Below are 25,389 nucleotides of genomic sequence, written 5' to 3'. Positions count from 1 at the left end.
GAGAGGGGGGTGAGTGCGGTGACGAGCGGGGCGGAGAGGATGCTGGAGGGTCTGCTGGATGCCAGCCACCTGGCGACCCTGGACGATCTTCCCGGGCTGGTGACCCGTCACGCGGCTCAGGCCGGTCTCGCCCATGTGGTGATCTATGTGGCCGACCTGCAGCAGAACGTGCTGCGTCCGCTGGCCGACGACGGCGGGGCCGGCGAGTTGCTTGTCGACACCACGCTGGCCGGCCGAGCCTTCCAGGAAGTGCGGCCCCTGTCGCAGCGAGGCGAGGACGGAGGGCAGTTGTGGTGGCTCCCCCTTCTGGACGGCACCGAACGGCTCGGCGTGCTCCGGCTGCCCGGCGACGGGAACGCGCCCCCTCCGGCCGGTCGTCATCTGGCTTCGCTGCTGGCGTTGTTGCTGGTCAGCCAGCGCACCAGCAGCGACACCTACTCGCGGCTGGTGCGCTCGCGGCCGATGAACGTCGCCGCCGAGATGCAGTGGCGGCTGGCTCCGTCGTTGACCTGCGCCACCCCGCGGGTGACCGTCAGCGCGGTGATGGAACCCGCCTACGAGATCGGCGGAGACTGCTTCGACTACGCCTTCCACGGTGACACCCTGCATCTGGCCGTCTTCGACGCCGAAGGACACGACCAGTCGGCGGCCCTGACCGCCGGCCTGGCCATGGCCTCCTGCCGCAACCATCGCCGCCAGGACATGGACCTGGCCACCAACAGCGCGGAAGTCGAAAAGGTGTTGATCGGACAGTTCGGGCGCACCACCCGCTATGTCACCGCCGTCATGGCCGACCTCGACCTGCGGACCGGCACGCTCAGCTGGATCAACCGGGGCCATCCGCCGCCGGTGCTCATCCGCGGCGGCCGGTGGAGCACCACCTTGACCTGCCCGCCCGCCCATCCCATGGGCATGAACCTGGGCGTGCCCGTCACCCTGTGCCGCGAGCAGCTCGAACCCGGCGACCGGCTGCTGCTCTACACCGACGGCATCACCGAAGCCGGCGCGCCGCACGGCCGTGAGTTCGGGCTGGCACAGTTCGTGGACTTCATCATCCGCCACCACAGCGGCAACCTGCCCGTGCCGGAAACCCTCCGGCGCCTCATCATGAACATCCTCGACTACCATCACGGCCGGCTCGGTGACGACGCCACGGTCCTGCTCACCGAATGGCGTACCGCCGCCCACGAACAACTGACGCCCGAGCAGGGGAGCGGGCGGTGAGGCTCGTGCGCCATCCCGGCGGCCTGACCGTCACCGTGGCCGGCCCGGCCGCGCCGTCACGACGGCTTCAGCCGTACCTCAGGAAGGGTTGAGCTGCCAGATGGCGAGGTTCAGCGCCGCCGCGTAGCTCACCCAGAGCAGGTACGGCACCAGCAACAGCGCGGCCACGCGGCGGATGCGCCAGAACAGCACGATGTTGGCGACGATCAGCAACCCGAGCGCCACGATGTCGGCGAAGGCGAGACCATACTGGCCGGCCGCGAAGAACAGCGGGGTCCAGGCGGCGTTCAGCAGCAGCTGGGCCCCGTAGGCGACGAACGCCGCCGGATCGCGGCGGGTGGTCCAGGCGAGCCAGCCCGAGACGGCGATCAGGACGTACAGGACGGTCCAGGCCGGGCCGAACAGCCACGGGGGCGGCGCCCACGCGGGCCGCCGCAGGGCCAGGTACTGGCCGCCCGCGTCCATCGCCGCCACGGACCCGACGGCGGCCACCAGCACGACGACCGCCACGAAGATCGGCAAGGTGGCCCAGGTGCGGGCCGGCTGGTTGATGACCATGCGTTCCTCCCTGCCCGCACGGGGACGAGTGACACGGATCGGTCAGCCGGGAAGGGTCTCGCCGCCGATCGGGGCGAGGATCTCGCCGCTGTAGTAGGACGACAGCCGGGCGGCGGCGAAGAACACGTACGAGGGCGCGATCTCGTCAGGTTGCGCCGGACGGCCCATCGGCGCCTGCTCGCCGAAGTCCTCGACCCGCTCCTGCGGGAAGGTGGCGGGGATGAGCGGCGTCCATACCGGGCCAGGTGCCACCGCGTTCACTCGAATGCCGCGGTCCAGGAGGTTCTGCGCCATCGCCTGGGTGAAGGCGTTGACCGCGCCCTTGGTGGCCGAATAGTCGAGGAGTGTCTTGTTGCCGCGCAGGCCGTTGACCGAGGAGGTGTTGACGATCGCAGCCCCTTCTCCCAGGTACGGCAGCGCCGCCTTGGTCACCCGGTAGTAGCTGTGGATGTTGACCTCGAAGGTGCGCTGCCATTGTTCGTCGGTCAGCTCGTCCAGAGACGACACCGGCGCCTGGTAGGCGATGTTGTTCACCAGGATGTCAAGGCCGCCGAGCTCGGCCACGGTCTGTTCGACGACGTACCGGCAGTGGGTGGCCTCGCCGAGATCTCCGGCCAGCAGGACGCACTGCCGGCCGGCCCTTTCGACCAGGGATCGGGTGTGGGCGGCGTCCTCGTCCTCCGACAGGTAGGCGATGGCGACGTCGGCGCCCTCCTTGGCGAAGGCGACGGCGACCGCACGGCCGATACCGGAATCGCCTCCGGTGATGAGTGCCCGCTTGCCCGCGAGCAGGTCCCGGCCGGCGTAGTCGCGCATCTCGTCGCGCGGGTCCGGAGTCATCCGGTCGCTGGCCCCGGGATAGCGCTGTTCCTGGGGCGGCGGCGTGCTGTCGTTGACTGCCATTCCTTTCGGCTCCCCGGAGCGAGCATGGCCAAACATCATGGCCGCGCGTGACCTGCGATGACGTGCGAGCGGATCGCTATTCGAGCGTGCTGGGGAAGCGTTCCCAGACCCGGTGCCCGGCCAGCAGCCCGGTCACCTTCTCAAGGACGTCGTCCGCCTCGCCGGCGGACACCACACCCAGCGCCGAGGCCGGGATCGCGGCGGCGTCGAACACCTCCTGCGCCCCGCCCCAGCCGCCGATCGGCTTGGCGTGCCGGTACGCCTCGCCGAGTAGCATCACGACCCGCGGATCGAGTTGGCCGCAGCTCACGCCCGCCTTGGCGTCGCGGGCGCCCCGGGCGTCGGCGGCGGGCGCCGGCGCCCCGGCGACGATGATCGCGTCGAACTCCACCGACCTGGCAGCCGCGAACGTACGCTGCACGGCCACCGGTTCGCCCGGCCCCGGCAGTACGCCGCCGGCCGGCGCGATCACCAGTGGCATCATGCCGCCGTCGAGCACCGCCTGCCGTACCGTCCGGACCGCGTCGAGGTCGGGACCGGCCACGATGCCGATGACGCGGCCCGCTGTCGGCCAGCTCTGGCCCACCTGCGACAGCGCCGGGCTGGGCTGCGGGTCCGCTTCCGGCGCGCCGTCCGGCACCGGCAGGCCGAGCCCGGCTGCCACCTCCCGGCACAGCACCGGATCGATCCTGGCCAGCACCATGAGCTGCCGTTCCTTGATTGCCTGCTCGTACACCTTGCTCAGCTCGAAGGTGTAGGCGGCGATCACGTGCTCCCGCTCCGCCGGCGACAGGCTCAGCCAGAACAGGCGCGGCTGGGTGAAGTGGTCGTCGAAGGAGGCGGGTGCGAGCCGCCCGCGCGGCCCCGCCTCCACCGGAATGGGCGCCTCGACGTAGCCGCCGGGCGCGTGGAACGGGCAGCCGCCGTCGAGCGAGTTCGGCCGGTACGGCGCCGCCCCGGCGTGCACCGCGCTCTGGTGCATGCCATCGCGCAGCATGTCGTTGACCGGCGCGTGCGGCCGGTTGATGGGCAACTGGTCGAAGTTCGGCCCGCCGAGCCGGGTGATCTGCGTGTCCAGGTAGGAGAACAGGCGCCCGGCCAGCAGCGGGTCGTCCGTCACGTCGATGCCCGGCACCAGGTGACCGACGTGGAAGGCGACCTGCTCGGTCTCGGCGAAGTAGTTGATCGGGTTGGCGTTGAGCGTCATCAGCCCGATCGGCTGCACCGGCGCCAGCTCCTCCGGCACGATCTTCGTCGGGTCGAGCAGGTCGATGCCCTCGAACGTCTGCTCCTCGGTGTCCGGGAAGACCTGCACCCCCAGCTCCCACTCGGGCAGAACGCCCGCCTCGATGGCGTCGGCCAGGTCCCGCCGGTGGAAGTCGGGATCGAGGCCGCCCAGGAGCTGCGCCTCCTCCCACACCAGGGAGTGCACGCCCGCCTTCGGCTTCCAGTGGAACTTCACCAGGACCGTGCCGCCGTTCTCGGCGACCAGGCGGAAGGTGTGGACGCCGTCGCCCTCCATCATCCGGTACGAGCGCGGGATGCCGCGATCCGACATGTTCCAGATGGTGTGGTGGGTGGCCTCGGTGTGCAGGGAGACGAAGTCCCAGAACGTGTCGTGGGCGCTCTGGGCCTGCGGGATCTCCCGGTCCGGGTGCGGCTTGCCCGCGTGGATGACGTCGGGGAACTTGATCCCGTCCTGGATGAAGAACACGGGGATGTTGTTGCCGACCAGGTCGAAGACGCCCTCGGAGGTGTAGAACTTGGTCGCGAAGCCCCGCGTGTCGCGCACGGTGTCGGCCGAGCCGCGCGAACCCAGGACCGTGGAGAACCGCACGAAGACCGGCGTCTCGACGTCCTTGGCCAGGAAAGCGGCCTTGGTGACGGTGGCGGCGGTGCCGTAGCCCCGGAAGATCCCGTGCGCGGCGGCGCCGCGCGCGTGCACGACACGCTCGGGGATGCGCTCGTGGTCGAAGTGCGTGATCTTCTCGCGAAGGTGGTGGTCGCGCAGCAGGGTCGGCCCGCGCGGCCCGGCCTTGAGTGAGTGGTCGGTGTCGGGCAGCCGCGTGCCCGTGGCCGTCGTCAGGAACTCCCCGCCCTGGGCACGCGTCTGCGCCGTCTCGCCGGACGGCTGTCCCGTGGGCGTGAACGGGCCGGGTCCGCGCTGGTCCGGCTTGGGCGGCAGCGGATCGCGCGGCTTCACGGGTTCGGCCAGGCTCGGCGGCTCGGCGCCGGGCCGCCCCGGGATCTCCTGCGCGTCGCGATCGGCCGCCTTGGTCTTCTTCTTCGGCATGGAAGCGTTCCCCTGTGTATGGCGTGCTTCTAGTCGCTGAGCGCGTCGATCAGTTCGTCCTTGGTCATCGAGCTGTAGCCCGTGACGCCCTTTTCCTTGGCCTGGTCCAGCAGTTCCTGTTTGGTACGCCCGACGGGCTTGGGCGGCGTCGCCAGTTCGTCGGCCTTGGCCTGGCTGAAGACGCGGCCCAGCTTGACGAGCTTGTCGGCGGGGATGGCCTTGGCCATGGCCGGGAGGATCTCGTTCTCCTCCTCCTCGACGTGGTGGCTGACCGCCTTGATCAGGTTCTCCAGGGCGCTGAGGAACTCCGGCTTGTCGGGGTTGGCGTCCATCAGCTTGGCCAGCAGTTCCTCGGCCTCGTGGTGCTCCTGCACGCCGTGGTGGACCTCCCCGCGCTCCGACGGCTTGGCCTTGGCCAGCGCGGTGTAGACCTTCGTCTCCTCCGCCCGCGCGTGCGCGACGAACTTGGCTGCCAGCTCGGCCACCAGCGCGGGACGGTTCTCCGGCTGCCGCTTCAGCTTCTCGAAGAGCACCTCGACGTCGCGGTGGTCCGCCTTGATGAGGTCGATTACATTCTGTGACATTATTCCTCCTGATCGTGACGCGGATGGTGCTACCCGGGTATGAGCGACATACGCGGCCGACCGGTCGTGACCTCGGCAGACGTACCCAAGGTCTATCCACCGCCCGTCAGGGCAGGGGCCGGGCATGAGCGCACAGTCGTACTGGATGCGGACCGCGCCGGGGCACTCCTACCCCGCCCTGGAGCAGGATCTCCGCGCGGACGTCGTGGTGGTGGGGGCGGGCATCGCGGGACTGAGCGCGGCCTGGGAACTCGTGAAGGCCGGCCGCAGCGTGGCGGTGCTGGAGGCCGGGCGGATCGCGGCCGGGGTGAGCGGCCACACCACGGCCAAGCTGTCGGCCCAGCACACCCTGATCTACGCCGACCTCGCCTCCTCGGCAGGGGCGGGGACAGCGGCTCTGTACGCGCAGTCCCAGCAACAGGCGATCGACCATCTCGCCGCCACCGCGACCACCCTGGGCATCGACTGTGACCTGGAGCGGGTGCCCGCGCTCACCTACGCCGAGTCGGCCGACGACCTCGGTCTGCTGCGCGCCGAAGCCGAGGCCGCCGCCCGGGCCGGACTGCCGGCCTCCTTCGTGACCGACAGCACGCTGCCCTTCCCGATCGCCGGTGCCGTACGGGTGGAGAACCAGGCCCAGTTCCATCCTCGCGCCTACCTCCTCGCCCTCACCGAGGCCATGGCCGGGGAAGGCGCGCTCGTCTTCGAGGGCACGCGCGTGGTCGATCTGAAGGAGGGCGAACCCTGCCAGGTCACCACCGAGAGCGGGCAGGTCGTCACGGCGGCCGACGTGATCGTCGCCACGCACTATCCGATCTTCGACCGGGCTGTGCTGTTCGCCCGCCTGCGGCCGCATCGCGAACTGGTCGTCGCCGCGCCGATCCCGGCCAGGAGCGACCCGGGCGCGATGTTCATCACCACGGAGCAGAACACCCGTTCCGTCCGCACCGCCCCGTACGGCGACGGGCAGCGGCTGCTCATCGTCACCGGCGAGACCTTCACCCCAGGAGCGGGCCGGGTGACCGAACGCCTGGACCGGCTCCGCTCCTGGACGACGGAGCGGTTCGCGACCGACACGGTGACGCACTGGTGGGCGGCTCAGGACAACAGCACCACCGACGGACTGCCCTTCGTCGGCCCGCTCCACCTCGGGGCCAGGCACGCCTACGTCGCCACCGGCTTCGGCGGGTGGGGCATGAGCAACGGAGTCATGGCGGGCCTGCTGCTCAGCACCCTGATCACCGGGGGAGAGTCGCCATGGTCGGAGATCTACGATCCCCGGCGGCTGCACCCTCTGCGCGAAGCCGGTCCGGCGGTCAAGGCGCAGACCGCCGTCGTCCGGCACTTCGTCGCCGACCGGCTGGCCGTACCTGACAGCGGCGACGTGACCGATCTGCCGCGCGGACAGGGAGCCGTAATCAAGACCGACGGCGAACTCCGCGCTGTCTACCGCGACACCGACGGCGCCCTCCACGCCGTGTCGGCCATCTGCACCCACCTGCGCTGCGTCGTGGCCTTCAACGAGGCGGAACGCTCCTGGGAGTGCCCCTGTCACGGCTCACGCTTCGACGTCGATGGCGCCGTCCTGCAGGGACCCGCGGTGCACCCATTGCCACCGGTCGAGCTGGACGCATCACCGGATTAGGACATGGTCGAAGCCGGTCTCCTCGGCCAGATCGCGCACCGGCGGACGCACCACGATCGCGGTCTCCTGCCGACCAGCTTGTTGCCGGATGCGCCGCCAACGTGCGTGCCGGTAAGGAGGCCACCGCCCGCGGGCCATGAATGAGTCCGCTGCGTGGAAATCGTGGGCGAGACAGGATGCGCGCGTGGAGGGGCGGGTAGGAAGCGCCCGTGATTGCTTCAGGGCGTGACGTTCCGGTCATGATGGACATGCGGCTGTCGGTCAACGGCGACGGCCACCCCGTGGTCGTGGACACCCGCGAGACGTTGCTGGACACGCTCAGGGAACGCCTGGATCTGACCGGCGCGAAGAAGGGCTGCGACCACGGTCAGTGCGGCGCGTGCACCGTGCTGGTGGACGGCCGGCGCGTCAAGTCGTGCCTGACGCTCACGGTGACCCTGGACGATAAAGAGATCACCACGGTCGAAGGGCTGGCCGAAGGGGAGACGCCGCATCCGCTCCAGGCCGCTTTCATCGCCCACGACGCCTTCCAGTGCGGCTACTGCACGCCGGGACAGCTGTGCTCGGCGGTCGGCGTGCTGGCCGAGGCCGCCGCGGGCTGGCCGAGCGTGGTCACGGGGGACGTGCGCGCCGAGCCTGCCCTCGACGAGGAGGAGATCCGCGAGCGAATGAGCGGGAACCTGTGCCGCTGCGGCGCCTACGTCAACATCGTCGCCGCGATAGGGGAGGTGGCGCGGTGAAACCCTTCGACTACCAGCGGCCGGTCGACGCGCGGTCGGCGGTCGACGCGCTGAGCAGGCAGTCCGAGGCCATGTACCTCGGTGGCGGCACGAACCTGGTGGATCTGATGCGGCTGGGCGTGGCCACGCCCGCCGTGCTGGTGGACATCACCCGCGCCACGTCGGACGCCATCGAGGAGAGCTCCGGCGGCGGCCTGCTGATCGGCGCGGCGGCGCGCAACAGCGACCTGGCCGCCCATCCCGTGGTGCGCCGTCGCTACCCGATGCTCGCGCAGGCGCTACTGGCGGGCGCCTCCGGGCAGATCCGCAACATGGCCACCGTCGGCGGCAACCTCCTGCAGCGCACCCGCTGCTCCTACTTCCAGGACATCGCCAAGCCGTGCAACAAGCACCGGCCCGGCTCGGGCTGCCCCGCCCGCGAGGGCGACCACCGTAACCTGGCGATCATCGGGCACTCCAGCAGCTGCGTGGCGACCCACCCTTCGGACATGGCCGTCGCTCTGGCCGCGCTCGGCGCCAGCGTGCACGTCGAGGGCATCGAAGGGATGCGTACCCTGCCGCTGCCAGGGCTTCACCGGCTGCCGGGCGACGATCCCGAGCGCGACACCGTGCTGGAACCCGGTGATCTGATCACCGCGGTCGAGTTGCCCGCGTTGCCGTACGCCGCCCGCTCGCGCTACCGCAAGGTACGCGACCGGGCTTCGTTCGCGTTCGCCGTGGTGTCGGTGGCGGTGGCGCTCGACCTGACCGACGGAGTCGTGCGCGACTGCCGCATCGCGCTGGGCGGCGTCGCCCACGTGCCCTGGCGGGCCACGCTGGCCGAGTCGGCGTTGCGTGGCGCGCCCGCCACCGCCGAGGAGTTCACCAGAGCGGCCGACATCGAGCTGGCCGGCGCCCGCCCGCTGCCGGACAACGCCTTCAAGGTGCCGCTCGTCCGCAACGTCCTCGTCCGTGTCCTCAGCGAGCTGGCGTCATGACCACCACGGCCAGGAAGTACGTCGGCACGGCCCTCGACAGGGTCGAGGGCATGGAGAAGGTGACGGGCCGCGCCCGCTACGCCTACGAGCACTCTCCCGACGAGCTTGTCTACGCGGTGCCCGTGCAGGCGGCCATCGCCCGCGGGGAGGTGCGAGCGATAGACGTGCAGGCGGCGCTCACCATCCCCGGCGTGATCGCGATCATCTGGCATCGCAACGCGCCCAGGCTGGCGCCCCCCGACAACGCCGAGCTGTCGGTGCTGCAGTCCGCGCGGGTCGCCTACCGGGGTCAGTACATCGCCGTCGCGGTGGCCGAGACCCTGCAGGCGGCCGGGGATGCGGCCAGGTCGCTGTCGGTCGACTACGCGAGCGAACCGCACGACACCGAGCTGCGCGCCGACCATCCGGGGCTGTACCGGCCCGAGAAGGTCAACGCCGGCTACCCCACCGACAGCGAGCACGGCGACCCCGACGCGGCCATGGAGGCGGCGCCGATCCGGGTCGACGCGATCTACAGCACGCCCGCCGAGCACAACAACCCGATGGAACCGCACGCGACCGTCGCCCGATGGGACGCCGACGGGCTGACCTTGTACGACTCGACCCAGGGGGCATCGGCGGTGCGCGCCACGCTGGCGGCGCTGTTCGCCATGCCGCCGGCGAACGTCAGGGTCATCGCCTCCCATGTCGGAGGCGGGTTCGGGTCCAAGGGGCTGCCCCTTGCCCCGGTTGTGCTCGCAGCGCTGGCCGCCAAGCACGTCAGCCGCCCGGTCAAGCTCGCCGTACCCCGCCAGCAGATGTTCGCGGTGACCGGCTACCGCACTCCGACGATCCAGCGCGTACGGCTCGGCGCCGACGCGGACGGCCGGCTGACCGCGATCGTGCACGAGGCGATCGAGCAGTGTTCCACCATCCGCGAGTTCGTCGAGCAGACCACCGTGCCCACCCGGATCATGTACGCCGCGGCCAACCGGAGGACCACCCACAGGGTGGTCAGGCTCGACGTCCCCACTCCGAGCTGGATGCGCGCGCCGGGAGAGGCCCCCGGTATGTTCGCGCTGGAGTCGGCCATGGACGAGCTGGCGATCGCCTGCGGGATCGACCCCGTCGAGCTGCGCGTCCGCAACGAGCCCGACGCCGATCCGGAGAGCGGCGAGCCGTTCAGCTCCAGGAACCTGGTGGCCTGCCTGCGTGAAGGGGCGCGGAGGTTCGGCTGGACGGACCGCGATCCCACGCCGGGCGCCAGGCTCGTGGGGCGGACCCTGATCGGGACCGGCGTGGCCGCCTCCACCTACCCGGCCTATCGCAGCCCCTCCCAGGCGAGCGCCCGCCTGGAGCCCGATGGCCGCTACACCGTCAGGATCGCCGCCACGGACATAGGCACGGGCGCCCGCACGGTGCTCACCCAGATCGCCGCCGACGCCCTGCGCACCTCACCCGACAGGGTGACGGTGGAGATCGGCGACAGCGCGCTGCCCCCCGCCACCCTTGCGGGCGGGTCGATGGGCACCGCCTCCTGGGGCACGGCCGTCGTGCGGGCCTGCGAGGCGCTGCGGGAACGGGTCTCCAGGAGCGGCGACGTGCGCTCAACCGGTCTGGAGGCCACCGCCGACACCAAGGAGGAGATCGGCGCGCAGGAGCGCCTCTCCCGCCACGCCTTCGGAGCCCAGTTCGCCGAGGTCGGCGTGGACGTCGACACGGGAGAGACCAGAGTCCTGCGGATGCTCGGCGTGTTCGCGGCGGGAAGGATCGTCAACCCGAAGACCGCGCGCTCGCAGTTCATCGGCGGCATGACGATGGGCCTGTCGACGGCGCTGTTCGAGGAGAGCCTCATGGACAGGGAGTTCGGCGACTACCTCAACCGCGACCTCGCCCAGTACCACGTGGCGGCGTGCGCGGACGTGCGCGACATCGAGGCGGTCTGGGTCGAGGAGGACGATCCGCACCTCAACCCGATGGGCACCAAGGGCATCGGCGAGATCGGCATCGTCGGCACCGCGGCGGCCATCGCCAACGCGGTGTACCACGCCACCGGCATCCGGATTCGCGACCTGCCCATCCGCCTCGACAAGCTGCTGCGCTGAGCGCTCCTCCCAGGGGACCGGGCTGAGGAGGCGTCGGCGGCCATCGATGATCGCGGTCAGGCGCAGTGGCGCAGGTCCTGAGCATCTGCCGGTACGACTCCATCAAACCCAGTCTCATGGCGGCGGCCTGTTGCTCCCAAGACTCTGATCGGGCCCCAACAGGCCTGGGCATGAGGGCCGGACCCCGGCCGGGGCCCGGCGAAACCTCCGGCGGCTGCCCGGCTACGGCAGCTGGAAGCGGGCGTAGCGGCGGTGCCCGGTGCCGGAGCGCGGCGGCTCGATCAGGTCGGCGGCGCCCAGAGTCCTCTGGCCGTTCCCAAGCGGTTCGCCGTCCACGATCAGGCCTTCAGGAGCGAGCCGAGGCGGTCGAACACCATGGGGATCTGCTTGCCGAGCTGGGCTCGGACCAGGCGTTCTGCCATCTTCGGCACGCTGTCGAGCTCCAGGCTGAAGGGGACCTGGCAGCCGTTCGCGGATGCCCGTACGCCATAGCGCTGGGTGACGCCGGGGCGGCTGTTCGGCGCGGTCCGCAGGGTGAGGTACCCACCGGGCGCGTACTCGGTGACGGTGAGGTCCAGCTCGGTGCGGCGTCCCATGACCTTGCGCACCTGGGAGACGGTTCGCATCCCCTGAGGTGGGGTGTTGCGACGACCACTAGAACGGAAGATTTCACCGTCGGGGCCTTTCCCTCCAGGGCATCCGAACGGTCGGCTCGGGCATAACTCCTCCGTAGCTGCGCTACCGCTAATTCCTGCGGACTTCCTCCTCGACCCCGGACATGGTCATGAGCAGCATCACACGCCCGGACGGGGATGTGGGGCCTCGAAACGCGTGGTGCTCAGCCGATCGAGGTCTGGCGCGTTTCGTACGGTGCGGTTGGCTGGCCTGCCGACGACGGCCGCTGGGTGCCGGACACGATCAGGGCCCAGGCCAGGCAGCCGAAGGCGGCGATGTGGACGAGAGCCCGGATGTTATTCCACAACACCCACTTGCTCTCGAACTGCTCGCGTGCGGCGGCGAGATGCTGAGCGTCCCCCGCCTTGGCGAGCTGGTCGTTGAGGGGGACGTTGACGCCGCTGGTGATGAGGAACGCCACCAGGCAGAGCACGAGAGCGGCGATGATCCACGGCAGTGCCGGCTTGCCGTACCCCCGCCAGGCCAGCACGCCGGCCAGGGCGATGAGCGGGATCGACCCCATGAACAGCGACATGAAGGTCGGATTGAGGATCGCCTTGTTGATGTTCTGCATCGCCTCGACCATCGTGCGGTCGGAGGAGCGGTTCAGGCCCGGCATCACCGAGTAGGAGAAGCCCGCGAACAGCCCGGCCATTAGGCCGGTGCTGATAGCGGAGATGAGGAGTATGACGCTTTGCAGGAGTTTCACATGGCCTCCTGGGGGTTCCAGATGCCGGTGGCGGCGGCGTGGCGGGCGTAGTCGGCAAAGGTGCGGGGAGCACGGCCCAGGGCCCGCTGCACACCGTCGCCGAGGTGAGCGTTGCGGCCGTCCATGACGGTGGTGAACAAGTAGCCGAGCAACTCGACGATCTCGATGGGCACACCCTCGGCGGTCAGCGCGTCAGCGTAATCCGCCGCGGGGATCGAGTTGAAGGTGACGTCGCGGCCGGTGGCCGAGGCGATGGCGGCGATCGCGTCAGCGAAGGTGAGCAGGCCAGGGCCGGTGACCTCATATGTCTGGTCGGGGTGCCCCTCGCCGGTGAGCGCGGCGACCGCTACGTCGGCGATGTCGTCGGCGTCCACGAACGGCTCGCGGATGTCACCGACGGGCAGGAACACCTGGCCGTCCAGTACGGGCTCCAGCAGGTAGTTCTCGCTGAAGTTCTGGTTGAACCAGCGGCGATATCGGCTGCTTCGACCGGGGGTGAAGCAGCAGCCGCCGACGGGTACCCGGCAGCTTGTTCGACCTGCGACGGCTTGCTGATCGTTGTGAGTTTCATCGGTAAATGGCCGGGATTCTTCAGCGCTATCTGGCCAAAGGCGCCGGCCCAGACGACCGTGTTTCGGCTGTGGATGAGCACTCGCTGCTCGGACCGGATTGGCCTGGTGGTCGGTGCTGTGCCGCTGACCTCGGGTAACACAACGCAGGAGACCGTACAGAGCCTGGCTTCTGTCTGGTCAGCCTGCTGTACCGCAGCCAGGACGTCGCGCCGGCCTGACGGTGCCTTCAGCGACTCTCGATCCGGCCTCGAGTGGCTCGGCCGACCATGAGGATTCCGGCGATCCGTCGTTGTTGGGAGGACGGACCTTGATCTCCTCGCCGCTGAGGTATCCGTTCGCATGCCCACACACCGATACGTTCTGCATAGAAGTCATCACATATCGTGACGGATCGCTTTCTGGTAGGCCGATTCCAGAGAGGCAGACCGCTGTGTGCATCCACCCCCTCCCGTACCCCTTCCGCCGGCCGGGGCCGCTCGCCGTACCCGAGGAGCTGGACACGATCCACGACGAGCCCGTGCGGCGCGTGAGCATCCCCAGTGGGGACGAGGTCTACCTCGTGACGCGCCACGAGGACGTCAGGAAGGTGCTGACCGACCCCAGGGTGAGCCGCAACCTGAACCGGCCGGACGCGCCGAAGATGTCCAAGACCACCATGATGTTCCAGGACGCGAAGCTGGACCCCGACCCGCCCGAGCACACCCGGGTGAAGCGGCTGGTGATGAGGGCGTTCAGCGCGACCCGGGTGGAGCGGCTGCGGCCACGCGCGCAGGAGATCACCGACGAGCTGATCGACGCCATGGCGGCCAAGGGCCCGCCCGCGAACGTCGCCGAGGACCTGGCGTTCCCGCTCAGCATCCGCATCATCTGCGACCTGCTGGGCGTCCCGCCGCAGGACCAGAGCAGGTTCCGCAGGTGGACCGACCACTTCCTGTCCACCAGCAGATACACCAGGCAGGAGATCCACCGCGCGCTGGGCGAGCTGAACACCTACATGAGCACGCTCATCACGGCCAAGCGGGAAAGCCCGGCCGGCGACCTCGTCAGCGCGCTGATCCAGGTCCACGACGACGACGACACCCGGCTCACCGAGTACGAGCTGCACTGGTGGTGCCGCCTGCTGCTGCTCGTCGGCTACGAGACCACCGCCAGTCAGCTCAGCCTGAGCGTGGCCAAGCTGCTGTCCGAGCCGGACCAGCTGAAGCTGCTGCGGGCCGATGAGTCGCTGCTGGACGGCGCCGTGGAAGAACTGCTGCGCTGGAAGCTCATGAGCGGCTCGCTGTCGATGCTGCGCTATGTCACCGAGGACATCGAGGTCGGCGGCGTGACGATCCCCCGGGGATCCGGGCTCATCCCCGCGGTGGAGTCGGCCAACTGGGACCGCGAGGTGTTCGAGCGGCCCGGCGACCTCGACATCACCCGCACCGACAACGCCCACCTGACCTTCAGCGCCGGCCCGCACTTCTGCATCGGCGCCGCGCTGGCCCGGCTGGAGCTGCAGACCGCTCTGGGCACCCTGCTGCGCAGGTTCCCCACGCTGCGCCTGACGATCGCGGCGGAGAAGTTGCGGCGTACCGAGGGAACCCTCATCGAGAGCCTGGTCGAGACCCCGATCACGTGGTGAGCCGCGCGGTGAACCAGGCCGCCGGCAAGCCACGGTGGCGTGCTCGGCGAGCCCGGCGGATGGTGCCGAAGCTTCGGCCGGGCCGGCGCGTGAACGTCAGCCCGGTGGGGAGGGCTGGGCAGGGCGGGGGCCCCAGATGTCGGCTGCGCGGTTGGCCAGTACATAGACAAGGTTCACGGTCAGGATGGCCGGGGCGACCACCGCCACGAAGCCGGGGAATTCCCGTTCAAAGGCCAGGGCCAGGATCACCGCCGTGATCCCGTTCTGTTGCGCCAGCCCCAGATGGATCCGGTCGATCATGGGCAGGCCGTGGGTGAGGACGAGCGCGGCGAGCATCTGGGCGGTGAACGCGGCCAAGCCAAGGAGCAGGCCCATCGCCAGGTTGGTCCCACCGACCAGCAGCAGTCCCATCAGGAACGCCGAGAGGGCGAAGGCGGCGGTCACCGCCCGGGAGAGCCAGCGGGAATCGGGCAGGCGCAGGTACAGTCCGGCGGTGGCGATGCCCAGCATGAGCGAACTCCAGGCCGCGGAGGCGATCGCGGAGACCACGGCCAGATAGGTCAGTACGGGCGGCGCTTTGCGAAGGAGCCGCCACAGTCCGTAGGCGGCCGCGGCGAACAACGCGTTCAGTCCCAGATCCATCAGGTAGGACGCCGACAGGCCGTCGGTGGGCCGGCTGAGTGACACGGCGTAGAAGGCCAGGATGATCGTCACCGGATCGTCGAAGGACGACCATGCGCCCAGGATCGTCCTGGCTCGATCGGACAGGCGGTTGTCGGCCATGACGGAGGCGACCGACAGCGGGTCGATCTGCGCCATCGCCACCGCCAGGATCACCGCGCGCGGGTCGCCGGAGACGAGGTGGACGACTCCCGCGATGAAGGCCGCCTTCAACAGTACGCCGACGGTGACCGCGAGCAGGATCAGCTTGCCATGCTGGCGGGCCTCGGCCCGGTCGATGCCGTGCGTGCTGCCGTACAGGCCGATCGCCAGCAGCAGGCTGCTGAGCAGCAGATAGGCCCCCGAGTGCGTCAACCCGCGAATGCCGGCCAAGTCAGCAGTAAGCCATCCGAAGCCGACAATGAGGATTAAGAACCCGATTCTGACCAACGTTCACCCCCTGAGATCGGTCGCAAGTGCCCTCGCGATGGGGGCTCGCGCTGGTTGATCGGCGGCAGCGTGAAGTGCCCGCGGATGATGTCCACGAGCCGGGCCATCTTGTCGTCGACCACGTCGACCTTGCGCTGGTCCAGCGTGACGCCGACCAGATAGAGGCCGGCATCGACCCAGTGAAAGTACAGCGCGCCACGCTCGACGTCGAGCACAGTCCTGATCAGGATGCCGCTCTCGATCCTGGACAGTTGCCGGTCCAGCCGGGCGGTCAGCCACAGCATCTGCCGCCCGGCCTGTAAGTAGAGTTCTCGGCGCTGCTCGGGGTCGGTGTCGTGGAAGAAGTGGGCCAGATCGGCGTCCTCCAGCACGTCGGTGTAGAACAGGCATTGCTCACCTAGGAAGTAGCCGACGAAGTGCAGGTCGTCCTGGTCCAGCATGGCCACGCAACTGTTGAGAGCCTTCTCCACCGAGCCGCTCGGGTTGGGCACGGTCCGGATCAGGATTTCCGACTCGCCGATCACCCTGCGCTTGGTGGCCGTCGGTGCCGGACCCGTGGGCGCCGACAAATGCGGAAGGTAAAGGCTCCGGCGGTACAGGGTCATCAGGTAGACGCCGGTGGCAATGGTGAACGCGCTGACTCCCGCGGTGACCAGCCCCAGCAACTCGCTCGCGATTCCGCCCCGCCACCACACCGGACCGAACGCGGCGACGAAACCCATGACGCCTTCTGCCACCGCTGCCACCGTCATCGCGGCCACCAGGAGTATCGGCAGCCGGGCCCGCAGCCGGCCGAGCACCAGCGCCGTCACGGCCAGCGAGACGATAACCAGAAGCACGGTGATGGCGCGGGAGACGCTGTAGTCCTCCCGTTCGATGTACCAGGAGATGAGCTCAAGGACCAGCGGGAGAAGGACCAGTGAGGCGATGACGATGGCGAACCTGGCGTAGCGATCCCTGTCCACGCGTGTACCGGCCTTTCGAGGGGGTGACTCCAGGCTCCAGGACATCGGGCGATCATGTCAATTCCCATGGATTCAACTCGCGGGAGGGTTCCTTTACGGATACCGCGCAAGTCATCCAGAGAATGCAAGGCCGCCTTTCTTTCGGCACCGAGCTCGGAAATGGCGGGGCCTATTCCAGGCAGCGGACACCGGTGCCGCGACAACCCACGGGTCCACCAGGGCAGGTTGCTCCGGGACATGAACACCCGTGTCTGCCGGCCACTGGTTCAGATTTCTCTGCGATACGCGTACCGGGTGGCCAGGGTCAGACAGATTGTGGTGGCGATCGCCGCCACTCCGGCGGCGGGTGTGAAGTCGGTGAGGCCGGCCGTTTCGAGCAGGGTGTGCTGCGCGGTGAGTAGTCTCGACGGCATCCACGCGCCGAGCCCGGGTACAAGCCCCGCCACGGGCAGTGCCAGCAACACCATGGCCGCGACACCGGCGATGAGCAGCACGCCGCGAAGAAGTGCGGACAGCAGGGCGACCACCGCGACGGCGAACGCCAAGTAGAGGGCCACGAGGAGATTGCCGAGCACCATCGCCGCCGCGGAGGGCATCGCGATGAGGACCGCCGTCTCGTACCAGGTGATCCACGCACCCACCGAGTAGGCCGCGATCATGGCGAGCGTCACCACGACATAGCGGGGAACGAGCAGGGCGGCGGCCGAACGCGCCCGGCTGCGGTAGTAGATCGACACGGCCGGACGGTGGTCGATGGCCAGGGTCGCCGCGGCGACCACGATGACGAGCAGGAGGCCCAGGCCGATGCTGTTGTCGACGAAGGAGGCGACGCCGGCCGCGGGCGTCACCGCGACGGGCGGAACCGAGAGCGAGGCACCGGCTCGCGCGATGATCGCACCGGAGTACAGGGCCATGAACGGCCCTGACATGCCGAAGGTGATGAAGAGCGCCGCCGCGGCCAGGAAGCGGTGGGTGCGGCACAGGCGCAGCCACTCCAGGCGCCATGCCCATCCGTTCATCGGGTGCCTTCCGAGGTCAGCGCCGCGAAGGCGTCTTCCAGTCTGGCTTCCTGCGGGTACATGCCGGTGATCGCGTGGCCCGCGGCGCTCAGCACCGCGGGGATGCCGCGCTCGCCCGAGGCGATCGAGCCGGCCTCGACATGGACGGTGTCGTGGTTCACGGCACGGGACGTCGTGACCCAGGGCTGCGCGGCCAGCAGGTCCGCGATGTCGTGGGCGGTGCCGCGCACGCCGACGTGCCAGGCCGGGGAGAGGCGTTCGGTCAGCAACTGCCGGACGGGTCCTTGGTGGACCAGGCGTCCGTCCCGCAGGACGCCGACCTCGTCGCAGACTCGCTCGATGTCGCCGAGCTGGTGGCTGGAGAAGATGACGGTGGTCTGTCCCGCCAGGGATTCGATCAGGGTGAGCACGTCTGCTCGTCCTTGCGGGTCGAGGCCGGCGGCGGGCTCGTCCAGGATGAGCAGGCGTGGCCGCCCGATCAGGGCGGCGGCCAGGCCGAGGCGCTGGCTCATGCCGCGGGAGAATCCCTTGGTACGGCGGTGCGCCACCGCACCGAGCCCTACCTGCTCCAGAACGTGCCGGGCCCGGCCGGGCTCATGGTCGTGCCCGGCCAGCCGGGCGGCCCATTCGACGACTTCGGCGGCGCTCAGCCAGGGTTCGAACTCCGGCACGTCCGGGCAGATCGCGATCTCGGAGGGGGCCGGTCTGGCGCTGATCTGCCCGGAGTCGGGATGCCTGAGTCCGGCAAGGAGCATCAGCAGCGTGGTTTTACCGGCGCCGTTGAGGCCGACGAGCCCGTAGACGATGCCCTGGCCCACCGACAGGTCGATGTCGAACACCCCGGCGCCGTTCCCATAGTCGCGCGTCAGCCCGTGGGTGATCACAGCATGCTCGCTCACCGATCTCTCCCCACGGCCAGGTAGAGGATGCCGCCCAAGGGCATGGCCAGCAGGCAGGCCAGCGCCCAGCCCCACTTGGGCAGGTGCTTGACTCCGGGGACGCGGGAGAGGTCGATCAGGCAGTAGATCGCGAAGGCGATCATGATCGCCATGTAGGGGATGAGAGTGAGCAGGACGATTGTCGTCTTGTCGGGTGTCATCAGCGGGACCTGGCCATGGCGAGAAGGACCATCAGAACGTAGATCGGCGCGATCAGCAGGGCCGCGGCCACGACCACGATGGTCGGCGGCAGGAAGAAGACTCCGATGGCGCAGGCGATCCCCAGGATCACCATGGCCGCGCCGCCGGCTCGCTGTGAGTGCTGCCAGGCCAGCGCGAAGCGGCCGGAGACCCGCGCCGGGCTGATCTTGGGGAGCACGTTGCCGAGCGAGGCCAGCAGGACGCCGAAGGCCACCCCCACCGCCTGCTCCAACGGGAAGTGCCGGTCGGTGGTCTTGAACAGCAGGCCGGTGTGCAGGACGAGGAGGAACAACGGGAGGATGACGAACAGGACGTTCATCGACCTGGTCTGCGAGCGCGGGCTGGCGACGAGTCGCGGGTCGACATGATGGCGCAGACGGCCGCCGAGCGTGGTGGAGACGGTCATGATCGCGGCGATCAGCATCAGTACGCCCGGCAGCGCGGTGACGACGACGATGCGCGGCACCTGGACGCCGGCGCGGATGGGCGTGGCCTCGCGGGTGTTCACGAGTGCGGGAAGGGAGTCCCATACCCTCCAGGCCACGACGGCCATGGCGAGCAGGCTCAGGGCGGACACGATGATGCCGATCCACGGTGGACGGGCGGTCTGGAGGTTCGATGGCGCGTTGCTCATACAGCCTTCCTCATCCTCACGTGGTGGTTGTCGGTGAGATCCGCGAGTACGGCCGCGCGGATCTTGAGTGCGGTGTTTTCTCTGGTCAGAAGCGATAAGACGAGGTGGGCGGTCTCTTCCATCACGCTGAGGTTGAGCCGGTACCAGATGGTCGTCCCGTCTCGCTCGCCTACGATCAGCTCCGCGCCTTTCAGGACGTTGAGATGCCCGGAAAGGGTGGGCCGGGGCACGCCGAGGTGCTCGGCGAGCTGGCCGGCCGACATCCGCTGGTGATCTCTGAGTACGGACAACACCTCGCGGCGCCGCGCGTGAGCCAATGCTTCGAAGGTGCGATTCGCCAACACCTAACACGCTCCGTTCCGACGTTTGTCGCTGCCTGAGCCGGGCCCCCGTTAGGAGTCGTGATGATCGTAGATTCGGATAATCGGTCCCAGATATCCCACACATGGCACATCAGGGTCATGATTCGGAGCGGGGCCGCCATGACCGGGGTCATGGCTGTCAGGACATGACCTTTGCCACGCTGTGCTGAGGGAAAGGGCTGGTTATGCTCCCGGTTATGCGGGATGCCAGGTCGATCCGTGACGTCAACAGCTGGGTGGGATTCCCAGAGGATCGCCCGCCGCTGGTGTTCAACATCTTCTTCTGGGGGTCCGCGCTCATCAGCGCGCTGGTGTTCGTGGTCGGATTCCAGGCGTCAGATCGGTTGCAGGATGGGTGGCCGCTGTCGCAGACGACGTTCCTGATCAGCGCGGCCGCCTTACCACTGAGCTGCGTGTTGTGGCTGGCGGTGCCGTGGCGGCCCGGGGCTTCTGTTCCGCGCAAGACGGCCAGTGCGCTGTTCGTGGTCACGAGCCTGCTGCTGATGATGGCCGGAGGGGTCGCCGCTCTGCTGATCGCCAGCATGGCTGTGGGCAACGTCCTGGTGGTCTTCGGATTGCGCGGGGGCATCGCCTACGCCGCCACGGCCGGGTTGTTCCATTTCCTGCTCGGAGTGATCAACCCGGAGCAGTCGCTGCTGGCCGCCGTTCTGAACGGCGCGACCGTGCTGCTTCTCTGTTTGGTGATCATGGTTGTCGTGGTGGCGATGATCGAGGCGCATCGGCGGGCGGAGGAGACGCGGCGTCTGCTGTCCGAACTGGAGGATGCGCACGCGGAGCTCCGGCGCCATGCGGCGCGGACTCGGGAGCTGGCCATTGCCGAGGAGCGGGCCAGGATGGCGCGGGACATGCATGATTCGGTGGGTCACTATCTGACCGTGATCAATGTGGGGCTGTCGAACGCGCAGCGGTACAGGTCCTTGCGCCCCGAGGCGGCCTGGGGGGAAGTGCGGCAAGCCCAGGAGCTCACGCTGGAGGCCCTGACGGACACGAGGCGGTGGGTACGTGCGCTGCGGCCGTTGCGGATGGACGGTCGCAAGGGTATCGCCGCGCTGCGGGCACTGGCCGAGTCGTTCTCCTCGGCCGACCTCGAGGTCGACTTCACGGTGACGGGCGCGTGGCCGGACATCGATGAGGGTCGTGAACTGGTGTGTTACCGGATAGTTCAGGAAGGGTTGACCAATGCTCTACGCCATTCCCGGGCGCGCCGCATCGAGGTGGCGCTCCAGTGCACGCCGGAGCGTGTGGAGGTGAGCGTCCGCGACGACGGCACCGGTGTTGTGGTGGACGCGATCGCCGGCGGGTTCGGACTGCGCGGCCTGCAGGAACGAGTGGAAGCCGTCAAGGGCGAGCTGCGGCTGGCGAGCGACCCTGGTGAGGGATTCACTCTGCGAGCGATGGTGCCGGTATGAACGTGATTCGGGTCTTGCTGGTCGACGATCAGATCCTCATGCGTGAGGGCCTGCGTAAGCTGCTGGAGATCGAGCCGGGTATCGAGGTCGCCGGGTTGGCCGCCGATGGTCTGGAGGCGCTGGAGCTGCTGACGACGTTTTCGCGGGAGCGTCAGCCGGAGGTCGCCTTGGTCGACGCCCGAATGCCGCGTATGGATGGTGTCGAGCTGGTTGCGAGGCTGCGTGCGGACTTCCCGCGGATCGCCGCGGTGATGCTGACGACGTTCGACGACGATGACTATATTTTTGGCGGCCTGCGCGCGGGAGCACGCGGTTATCTGTTGAAGGACACCTCGCCAGATGAACTGGTGGCCGCGATCAGGCGGGCTGCGCGGGGGGAGACCGTGCTGGGCGCGCCTGCGGCCGAGCGGCTGGTGGCGGCCCTGCGTGAAGAGGCCGGCGTGGCTGGTCCGGCCGAGCCGCAGCAGCCGGGCGCCGCGGTGGGGGCACCGTGCGGGTTGTCGGATCGCGAGTATGAGGTTGCCATGCTCATCGGTTCCGGCGCTTCCAACCGTGAGATCGCGCGGCACCTGCACATCACCGAGGGCACGACCAAGAATCACATCTCCAACTGCCTGCGCAAGCTGGGCCTGCGCGACCGGACCCAGCTGGCGGTGTGGGTGTCTCAACGGCAGACCGGCTCGTGAGGTACGGCGGATCCGCCATGGCCTGATCCGCGCTGTCCGGCGGGAGCGACGAGTTCGGCGTAGAGCGCGCAGGATGTCAGGAGATGGTCATGGTCGCCGAAGAAGGCACGGGTGCCGTCCAGCAGGAGGATGTGGTCAGCCCGCAGGGCGGACGCGGCGCGGTGAGCGATCACGATGAGCGTGCCCGGCCGGTCGCGGAACGCGCGCTCGGCGTGTGCCTCCGCGGCGGGGTCCAGGTGGCAGCTGGCCTCGTCCAGAATGACCACCCGGGCTCGGCTCGCGTAGGCGCGGGCCAGCCCGATCAGCTGCTTCTCGCCCGCCGACAACGTGGCGGGGTCGAGCTGCGCGCGCAGCCCGCCCAGGCGGGTGATGAGCTCGTCGGCGCCGACGAGCTCAGCGGCGGTCACCAGCTCATGCTCGTTCGACTCGGGAGCGAGGTAGCGGAGGTTGTCGGCGACGGTGGCGCGGAAGACATACGACTCCTGCGGTACCAGCACGATGTGCTCGCGGCGGTGGTGGGCGGCGATGCCATCAGGACGCACCGCCCCCACCGTGACCTCCCCCCGGCAGGGGAGCGCAAGCCCGGCCAGGAGCATCGCGAGCGTCGACTTGCCGATGCCGCTGGGGCCCACGATGGCCAGATGGCCGTCCTCAGGCACGGCGAAGGACAACTCACGCAGGACGGGTTCGGCGTCCGCGCCGTAGGAGAACCAGATGTCGTCCACCATGACGCGGTTGCCGCGCGGAGTGACCGGCTCACCTGCCTGAGCGGGCGCCGGCGCGTGATCGAGGGCGGCGAGGCGGCGGATGGTCACCGCCAGTTGCAGCCCGGACCCGCCGACGAGCTCGGTGAGCATCCGCATGGCCGGCTCCAGGTGCGCGCTGAGGTAGGTCGCCGCGCCCACGAGCACACCGGCGCTCATGCCACGGTCAATGAGCCAGGGAGCGGCCAGCAGCAACGCGAGCAGAGGTAGCTGGCCGCCGATCGCGGTGATGAGGCTGCGCGTGGCGGTCGCGCCGGCCAGCCGCTGCTGGGCTGCGCGCTCGGCGCTCAGCGCGAGGTGGACGCCGTCGACCACCTCGTCCTGGCGGCCGAAGGCCGCGATGTCGCGATGGCCGCCGATGGCGGCGCTCGCCTCGCGGGCCACGCGCTCGTTCGCCTCGATCGTGGCCCGCTGGCGGCGGGCCAGGCGGCGTAGCAGCGCGGTGAACAGCAGCGCCGAGACGAGCACGGGCGGCAGGATCAGCCACACGATCTCGCCGGCCAGCGCGCTCAGCCCGATGGCCGCCGCGACGATCGTGAAGGCGAAGCGGCGCAGCCCGTTCAGCAGCGCCGCCACCGATCTGCGTACGGATTCGACCTGCTGGGTGATACGGGAGATCGTGGCTCCGTCGGCGATGACGCCGTCGCTGCCGCGCACGATGCCGGCGACGACCGCGTGCATCAGTTCGTCGCGCAGGGGCTCGACGATCGATCCGATCATCGGGAAGGTGAAGCGGGTGGCGATGCCGCCGAGGGCGTAGGCGAGCAGCAGCCCGGACAAATACAGCAGCCCGGTTCGGATGTCGCCGCGCAGGAAGCCCGTGTCGATCGCCTTGGCGAGCAGCAGTCCGGTTACGGTCGCGGGCAGCGCCTCGAGAGCCGACCAGGCCGCCAGCCCGGCCAGCGGCTTGCGGCGGGCCACGAGCGAGTGGCCGATCAGGTGCCAGCCCACCGTGTCATGACGCATGGCTGAACTCCCGTTCCTGTCCCGGGTTGAACAGCCGGCGGTAGCGCGGCTGTTTCCACAGCTCGTGGTGTGGCGCCACGGCGCGCAGGCGGCCGTCTTCGAGCCAGGCCACCCGGTCGGCGCGGGCGGCCAGTGAAGGGCGGTGGGTCACGATGATCCGAGTAGCGGTGACCTGCTGGGTGAGGGCCTTGCTGATGTGCAGCTCGGTGACGCTGTCCACGCTGGACAGCGCGTCGTCGAGGATCAGCAGGCGACTGGTGCGGGCCAGGGCGCGGGCCAGGCCCAGGCGCTGGCGTTCCCCGCCGGACAGCGGGGTGCTCGCGCACTCACTGTCATACCCTTGGGGCAACCGCCTGATGAACGCGTCCGCCTGCGCCGCCTGGGCGGCATCCCGGACCCGGTCGCCGGAGCCGAAACCGATCGCGTCCGTGAACGTCCCCTCCAGGTAGCAGGGGCGCTCGAACGCCCAGCTGACATGGGCGGCCAGCTCCGCGGCGGCGAGTTCACGTACCGGTACCCCGTCCAGGAGTACCTGGCCGGCGTCCGGGTCGGTGAGCCGACCGGCGACCGCTGCCAGCGTGCTCTTGCCCGATCCGGACAAGCCGACGAGAGCAAGGCTGCTTCCGCCCGGCACGCGCAGGGTGACGCCGTCCAGGACTCCGTTCACGGTCAGGCCTTGAAAGGTGAGGTCACCGGGACTTTCGGGCAGCGTGCGCGTGCCGTACGACATGGTCGGGGTGGACAGGACTTCCTCCAGGCGGCGGGCGCCCGCGCGTGCCTGGGCAAGGGCCATGAAGGCCCCGGCCTGACTCAGCAGCCCGAGGGCCATCCCCGCATACGCCGCTGCGGCGGTCAGCTGGCCCGGGGTGATGTCGCCACCCACCAGCGCGTACCCGGCGGTGGCCAGGACCGCGACCTGGATCAGCGGCATCAGCAGGGAGGCACGCAGGCTCAGCTTGCCCTGCAGTATCCACGAGTCATGCCCGGCGCGATGGAGGTCGGGCAGGTCCGCGAGCACGCGGTCGATCTCCTGAGTTTCGGAGCCGGCCGCGCGGACCGTGCGGATGCCGGCCAGAACCTCCGCCAACCGGCCCGACATCCGGCCCTGGATCTCCAGATACGTGGTCAGCAGCGGCGAGACCCTGCCGACGAAGGAGCGGATCACCAGAGCGGCGACCGGCGCGCCGACGACGAAGGCGGCCGACAGGCGAAGGTCGATCAGAGCGAGCGCGATCAGGGCGCCGCCGGATACCAGCAGCGAGGTGATCCAGGAGCTGAACAGCGGGACGACGGAGGCCGTCTCCGTGGTGTTGGTCAGCAACCTGCTGGTCAGATCACCGCCGGCGAACCTGGCACGCTCGCGGGTGCCGAGCCGCAGGATGTGGGTGAGGAAATCACGCCGCAGGCCCAGGATGAGCGTGCTCACACACCAGGGCGCGATGAGCTGGTTGACCACCTCGGCTGCCAGCAGGAGCAGGACCAGGCCGGTCAGCTGGGTGATGGCGGTATGTCCCTCCTCCTTCGCGAGCCGCTCGTCGATCGCCGCCGCGAGGACCGCCGGGAGCGCGAGAGCCCCGGCCGCGCGGATCAGGTTCACGGTGAAAAGCGGGATGTTCCACCACCAGCCGGCCCGTGCCGTGCGGGCCAGTAGCCGGTCGGCGCTTGTCCAGCGCATTCATGTCCTCCCTGACATGAGCGTGGCCGGGACGCGCGAGGCGCCCCGGCC

24 protein-coding genes are annotated in these 25,389 nt (G+C 69.4%); 8 read left to right on the top strand and 16 right to left on the bottom strand.

Going from position 1 to position 25,389, the window contains the following annotated elements; all coding sequences use genetic code 11:
* Positions 1-9 precede the first annotated feature (9 nt).
* Positions 10-1,224: a PP2C family protein-serine/threonine phosphatase gene (locus ACIBHY_RS39620; RefSeq protein WP_397309387.1), complete on the top strand. Its 1,215-nt coding sequence runs from the start codon at positions 10-12 to the stop codon at positions 1,222-1,224.
* A gap of 78 nt (positions 1,225-1,302) precedes the next feature.
* On the opposite strand, the gene ACIBHY_RS39615 is transcribed toward ACIBHY_RS39620, so the two are convergent.
* The 4 genes from ACIBHY_RS39615 to ACIBHY_RS39600 form a co-directional block, all read right to left on the bottom strand.
* The gene (locus tag ACIBHY_RS39615; RefSeq protein WP_397309386.1) at positions 1,303-1,782 is read right to left on the bottom strand and encodes a TspO/MBR family protein; all 480 of its coding nucleotides are present in this window, start codon (positions 1,780-1,782) and stop codon (positions 1,303-1,305) included.
* Positions 1,783-1,824: 42 nt separating this feature from the next.
* Entirely contained in the window at positions 1,825-2,685 is an 861-nt protein-coding gene (locus tag ACIBHY_RS39610) for an SDR family oxidoreductase (RefSeq protein ID WP_397309385.1), read from the bottom strand.
* A gap of 76 nt (positions 2,686-2,761) precedes the next feature.
* Positions 2,762-4,978 carry a catalase gene (locus tag ACIBHY_RS39605; RefSeq protein WP_397309383.1) on the bottom strand — a complete coding sequence of 739 codons (2,217 nt, stop codon included), beginning with the start codon at positions 4,976-4,978 and terminating at the stop codon, positions 2,762-2,764.
* 29 nt (positions 4,979-5,007) lie between these two features.
* Positions 5,008-5,562, bottom strand: a complete 555-nt coding sequence (locus tag ACIBHY_RS39600; RefSeq protein ID WP_397309382.1) for a hemerythrin domain-containing protein — start codon at positions 5,560-5,562, stop codon at positions 5,008-5,010.
* Between the two features lie 124 nt (positions 5,563-5,686).
* Here ACIBHY_RS39600 and ACIBHY_RS39595 point away from each other — a divergent pair, with 124 nt between their 5' ends.
* The 4 genes from ACIBHY_RS39595 (at position 5,687) to ACIBHY_RS39580 (ending at position 11,008) form a co-directional block, all read left to right on the top strand.
* On the top strand, positions 5,687-7,207 hold the full coding sequence (locus ACIBHY_RS39595) for an FAD-dependent oxidoreductase (RefSeq protein ID WP_397309381.1): 1,521 nt from the start codon (positions 5,687-5,689) through the stop codon (positions 7,205-7,207).
* Positions 7,208-7,446: 239 nt separating this feature from the next.
* Positions 7,447-7,947, top strand: a complete 501-nt coding sequence (locus ACIBHY_RS39590; protein WP_397253833.1) for a (2Fe-2S)-binding protein — start codon at positions 7,447-7,449, stop codon at positions 7,945-7,947.
* Positions 7,944-8,924, top strand: coding sequence for an FAD binding domain-containing protein (locus ACIBHY_RS39585; RefSeq protein ID WP_397309380.1), 981 nt, complete (start codon positions 7,944-7,946; stop codon positions 8,922-8,924). Before ACIBHY_RS39590 ends, ACIBHY_RS39585 begins: the two co-directional genes overlap by 4 nt.
* The gene (locus tag ACIBHY_RS39580; protein ID WP_397309378.1) at positions 8,921-11,008 is read left to right on the top strand and encodes a xanthine dehydrogenase family protein molybdopterin-binding subunit; all 2,088 of its coding nucleotides are present in this window, start codon (positions 8,921-8,923) and stop codon (positions 11,006-11,008) included. Before ACIBHY_RS39585 ends, ACIBHY_RS39580 begins: the two co-directional genes overlap by 4 nt.
* A 338-nt stretch (positions 11,009-11,346) precedes the next feature.
* Here the strand turns inward: ACIBHY_RS39580 and ACIBHY_RS39575 are convergent, their stop codons facing one another.
* The 3 genes from ACIBHY_RS39575 to ACIBHY_RS39565 all read right to left on the bottom strand — a co-directional run bounded on the left by ACIBHY_RS39575 (position 11,347) and on the right by ACIBHY_RS39565 (position 12,802).
* Entirely contained in the window at positions 11,347-11,634 is a 288-nt protein-coding gene (locus ACIBHY_RS39575) for a hypothetical protein (RefSeq protein WP_397309377.1), read from the bottom strand.
* Positions 11,635-11,846: 212 nt separating this feature from the next.
* Positions 11,847-12,392, bottom strand: a complete 546-nt coding sequence (locus ACIBHY_RS39570; RefSeq protein ID WP_397309376.1) for a DUF1772 domain-containing protein — start codon at positions 12,390-12,392, stop codon at positions 11,847-11,849.
* Positions 12,389-12,802, bottom strand: coding sequence for a hypothetical protein (locus ACIBHY_RS39565; protein WP_397309375.1), 414 nt, complete (start codon positions 12,800-12,802; stop codon positions 12,389-12,391). The genes ACIBHY_RS39570 and ACIBHY_RS39565 overlap by 4 nt, the downstream gene beginning before the upstream one ends.
* Positions 12,803-13,394: 592 nt before the next feature.
* Between ACIBHY_RS39565 and ACIBHY_RS39560 the strand changes: the two genes are divergently transcribed.
* Positions 13,395-14,588, top strand: coding sequence for a cytochrome P450 (locus ACIBHY_RS39560; RefSeq protein ID WP_397309374.1), 1,194 nt, complete (start codon positions 13,395-13,397; stop codon positions 14,586-14,588).
* A gap of 96 nt (positions 14,589-14,684) precedes the next feature.
* Here the strand turns inward: ACIBHY_RS39560 and ACIBHY_RS39555 are convergent, their stop codons facing one another.
* From ACIBHY_RS39555 to ACIBHY_RS39525, 7 genes are all read right to left on the bottom strand, one after another.
* Positions 14,685-15,623: a hypothetical protein gene (locus ACIBHY_RS39555; protein WP_397309373.1), complete on the bottom strand. Its 939-nt coding sequence runs from the start codon at positions 15,621-15,623 to the stop codon at positions 14,685-14,687.
* A gap of 53 nt (positions 15,624-15,676) precedes the next feature.
* A complete protein-coding gene (locus tag ACIBHY_RS39550) occupies positions 15,677-16,663 on the bottom strand; it encodes a hypothetical protein (RefSeq protein ID WP_397309372.1) in 987 nt (328 codons plus the stop codon).
* Between the two features lie 266 nt (positions 16,664-16,929).
* Complete coding sequence (locus tag ACIBHY_RS39545; RefSeq protein ID WP_397309371.1) at positions 16,930-17,682, bottom strand: hypothetical protein; 753 nt, start codon at positions 17,680-17,682, stop codon at positions 16,930-16,932.
* Positions 17,679-18,581 carry an ABC transporter ATP-binding protein gene (locus ACIBHY_RS39540; RefSeq protein WP_397309370.1) on the bottom strand — a complete coding sequence of 301 codons (903 nt, stop codon included), beginning with the start codon at positions 18,579-18,581 and terminating at the stop codon, positions 17,679-17,681. Before ACIBHY_RS39540 ends, ACIBHY_RS39545 begins: the two co-directional genes overlap by 4 nt.
* The gene (locus ACIBHY_RS39535) at positions 18,578-18,781 is read right to left on the bottom strand and encodes a PLDc N-terminal domain-containing protein (RefSeq protein ID WP_397253811.1); all 204 of its coding nucleotides are present in this window, start codon (positions 18,779-18,781) and stop codon (positions 18,578-18,580) included. Before ACIBHY_RS39535 ends, ACIBHY_RS39540 begins: the two co-directional genes overlap by 4 nt.
* Positions 18,781-19,455 carry a hypothetical protein gene (locus ACIBHY_RS39530; RefSeq protein ID WP_397106697.1) on the bottom strand — a complete coding sequence of 225 codons (675 nt, stop codon included), beginning with the start codon at positions 19,453-19,455 and terminating at the stop codon, positions 18,781-18,783. Before ACIBHY_RS39530 ends, ACIBHY_RS39535 begins: the two co-directional genes overlap by 1 nt.
* Entirely contained in the window at positions 19,452-19,799 is a 348-nt protein-coding gene (locus ACIBHY_RS39525) for a metalloregulator ArsR/SmtB family transcription factor (RefSeq protein WP_397253807.1), read from the bottom strand. The genes ACIBHY_RS39530 and ACIBHY_RS39525 overlap by 4 nt, the downstream gene beginning before the upstream one ends.
* Positions 19,800-20,014: 215 nt before the next feature.
* Between ACIBHY_RS39525 and ACIBHY_RS39520 the strand changes: the two genes are divergently transcribed.
* On the top strand, positions 20,015-21,247 hold the full coding sequence (locus ACIBHY_RS39520) for a sensor histidine kinase (protein WP_397253805.1): 1,233 nt from the start codon (positions 20,015-20,017) through the stop codon (positions 21,245-21,247).
* Complete coding sequence (locus tag ACIBHY_RS39515; protein WP_397253803.1) at positions 21,244-21,933, top strand: response regulator; 690 nt, start codon at positions 21,244-21,246, stop codon at positions 21,931-21,933. The genes ACIBHY_RS39520 and ACIBHY_RS39515 overlap by 4 nt, the downstream gene beginning before the upstream one ends.
* Here the strand turns inward: ACIBHY_RS39515 and ACIBHY_RS39510 are convergent.
* Both ACIBHY_RS39510 and ACIBHY_RS39505 read right to left on the bottom strand, forming a co-directional pair.
* Positions 21,912-23,663: an ATP-binding cassette domain-containing protein gene (locus ACIBHY_RS39510; protein ID WP_397309369.1), complete on the bottom strand. Its 1,752-nt coding sequence runs from the start codon at positions 23,661-23,663 to the stop codon at positions 21,912-21,914. The two genes, ACIBHY_RS39515 and ACIBHY_RS39510, sit on opposite strands and share 22 nt — an antisense overlap.
* Complete coding sequence (locus ACIBHY_RS39505; protein WP_397309368.1) at positions 23,653-25,338, bottom strand: ABC transporter ATP-binding protein; 1,686 nt, start codon at positions 25,336-25,338, stop codon at positions 23,653-23,655. Before ACIBHY_RS39505 ends, ACIBHY_RS39510 begins: the two co-directional genes overlap by 11 nt.
* Positions 25,339-25,389: the final 51 nt, after the last annotated feature.

The organism is Nonomuraea sp. NPDC050547, assembly GCF_044457345.1.
In the GTDB taxonomy this organism is placed as follows: domain Bacteria; phylum Actinomycetota; class Actinomycetes; order Streptosporangiales; family Streptosporangiaceae; genus Nonomuraea.
Note: the sequence above shows the minus strand (reverse complement) of the source record. Positions and strands in the feature narration are given on the sequence as shown.

Excerpts from the sequence above, each read along its gene's own strand:
- ACIBHY_RS39615 (WP_397309386.1), bottom strand. The coding sequence starts at position 1,782 with ATGGTCATCAACCAGCCGGCCCGCACCTGGGCCACCTTGCCGATCTTC.
- ACIBHY_RS39610 (WP_397309385.1), bottom strand. The coding sequence starts at position 2,685 with ATGGCAGTCAACGACAGCACGCCGCCGCCCCAGGAACAGCGCTATCCC.
- ACIBHY_RS39605 (WP_397309383.1), bottom strand. The coding sequence starts at position 4,978 with ATGCCGAAGAAGAAGACCAAGGCGGCCGATCGCGACGCGCAGGAGATC.
- ACIBHY_RS39600 (WP_397309382.1), bottom strand. The coding sequence starts at position 5,562 with ATGTCACAGAATGTAATCGACCTCATCAAGGCGGACCACCGCGACGTC.
- ACIBHY_RS39595 (WP_397309381.1), top strand. The coding sequence starts at position 5,687 with ATGAGCGCACAGTCGTACTGGATGCGGACCGCGCCGGGGCACTCCTAC.
- ACIBHY_RS39590 (WP_397253833.1), top strand. The coding sequence starts at position 7,447 with ATGATGGACATGCGGCTGTCGGTCAACGGCGACGGCCACCCCGTGGTC.
- ACIBHY_RS39580 (WP_397309378.1), top strand. The coding sequence starts at position 8,921 with ATGACCACCACGGCCAGGAAGTACGTCGGCACGGCCCTCGACAGGGTC.
- ACIBHY_RS39575 (WP_397309377.1), bottom strand. The coding sequence starts at position 11,634 with ATGCGAACCGTCTCCCAGGTGCGCAAGGTCATGGGACGCCGCACCGAG.
- ACIBHY_RS39545 (WP_397309371.1), bottom strand. The coding sequence starts at position 17,682 with ATGAACGGATGGGCATGGCGCCTGGAGTGGCTGCGCCTGTGCCGCACC.
- ACIBHY_RS39535 (WP_397253811.1), bottom strand. The coding sequence starts at position 18,781 with ATGACACCCGACAAGACGACAATCGTCCTGCTCACTCTCATCCCCTAC.
- ACIBHY_RS39530 (WP_397106697.1), bottom strand. The coding sequence starts at position 19,455 with ATGAGCAACGCGCCATCGAACCTCCAGACCGCCCGTCCACCGTGGATC.
- ACIBHY_RS39520 (WP_397253805.1), top strand. The coding sequence starts at position 20,015 with ATGCGGGATGCCAGGTCGATCCGTGACGTCAACAGCTGGGTGGGATTC.
- ACIBHY_RS39515 (WP_397253803.1), top strand. The coding sequence starts at position 21,244 with ATGAACGTGATTCGGGTCTTGCTGGTCGACGATCAGATCCTCATGCGT.
- ACIBHY_RS39510 (WP_397309369.1), bottom strand. The coding sequence starts at position 23,663 with ATGCGTCATGACACGGTGGGCTGGCACCTGATCGGCCACTCGCTCGTG.
- ACIBHY_RS39505 (WP_397309368.1), bottom strand. The coding sequence starts at position 25,338 with ATGCGCTGGACAAGCGCCGACCGGCTACTGGCCCGCACGGCACGGGCC.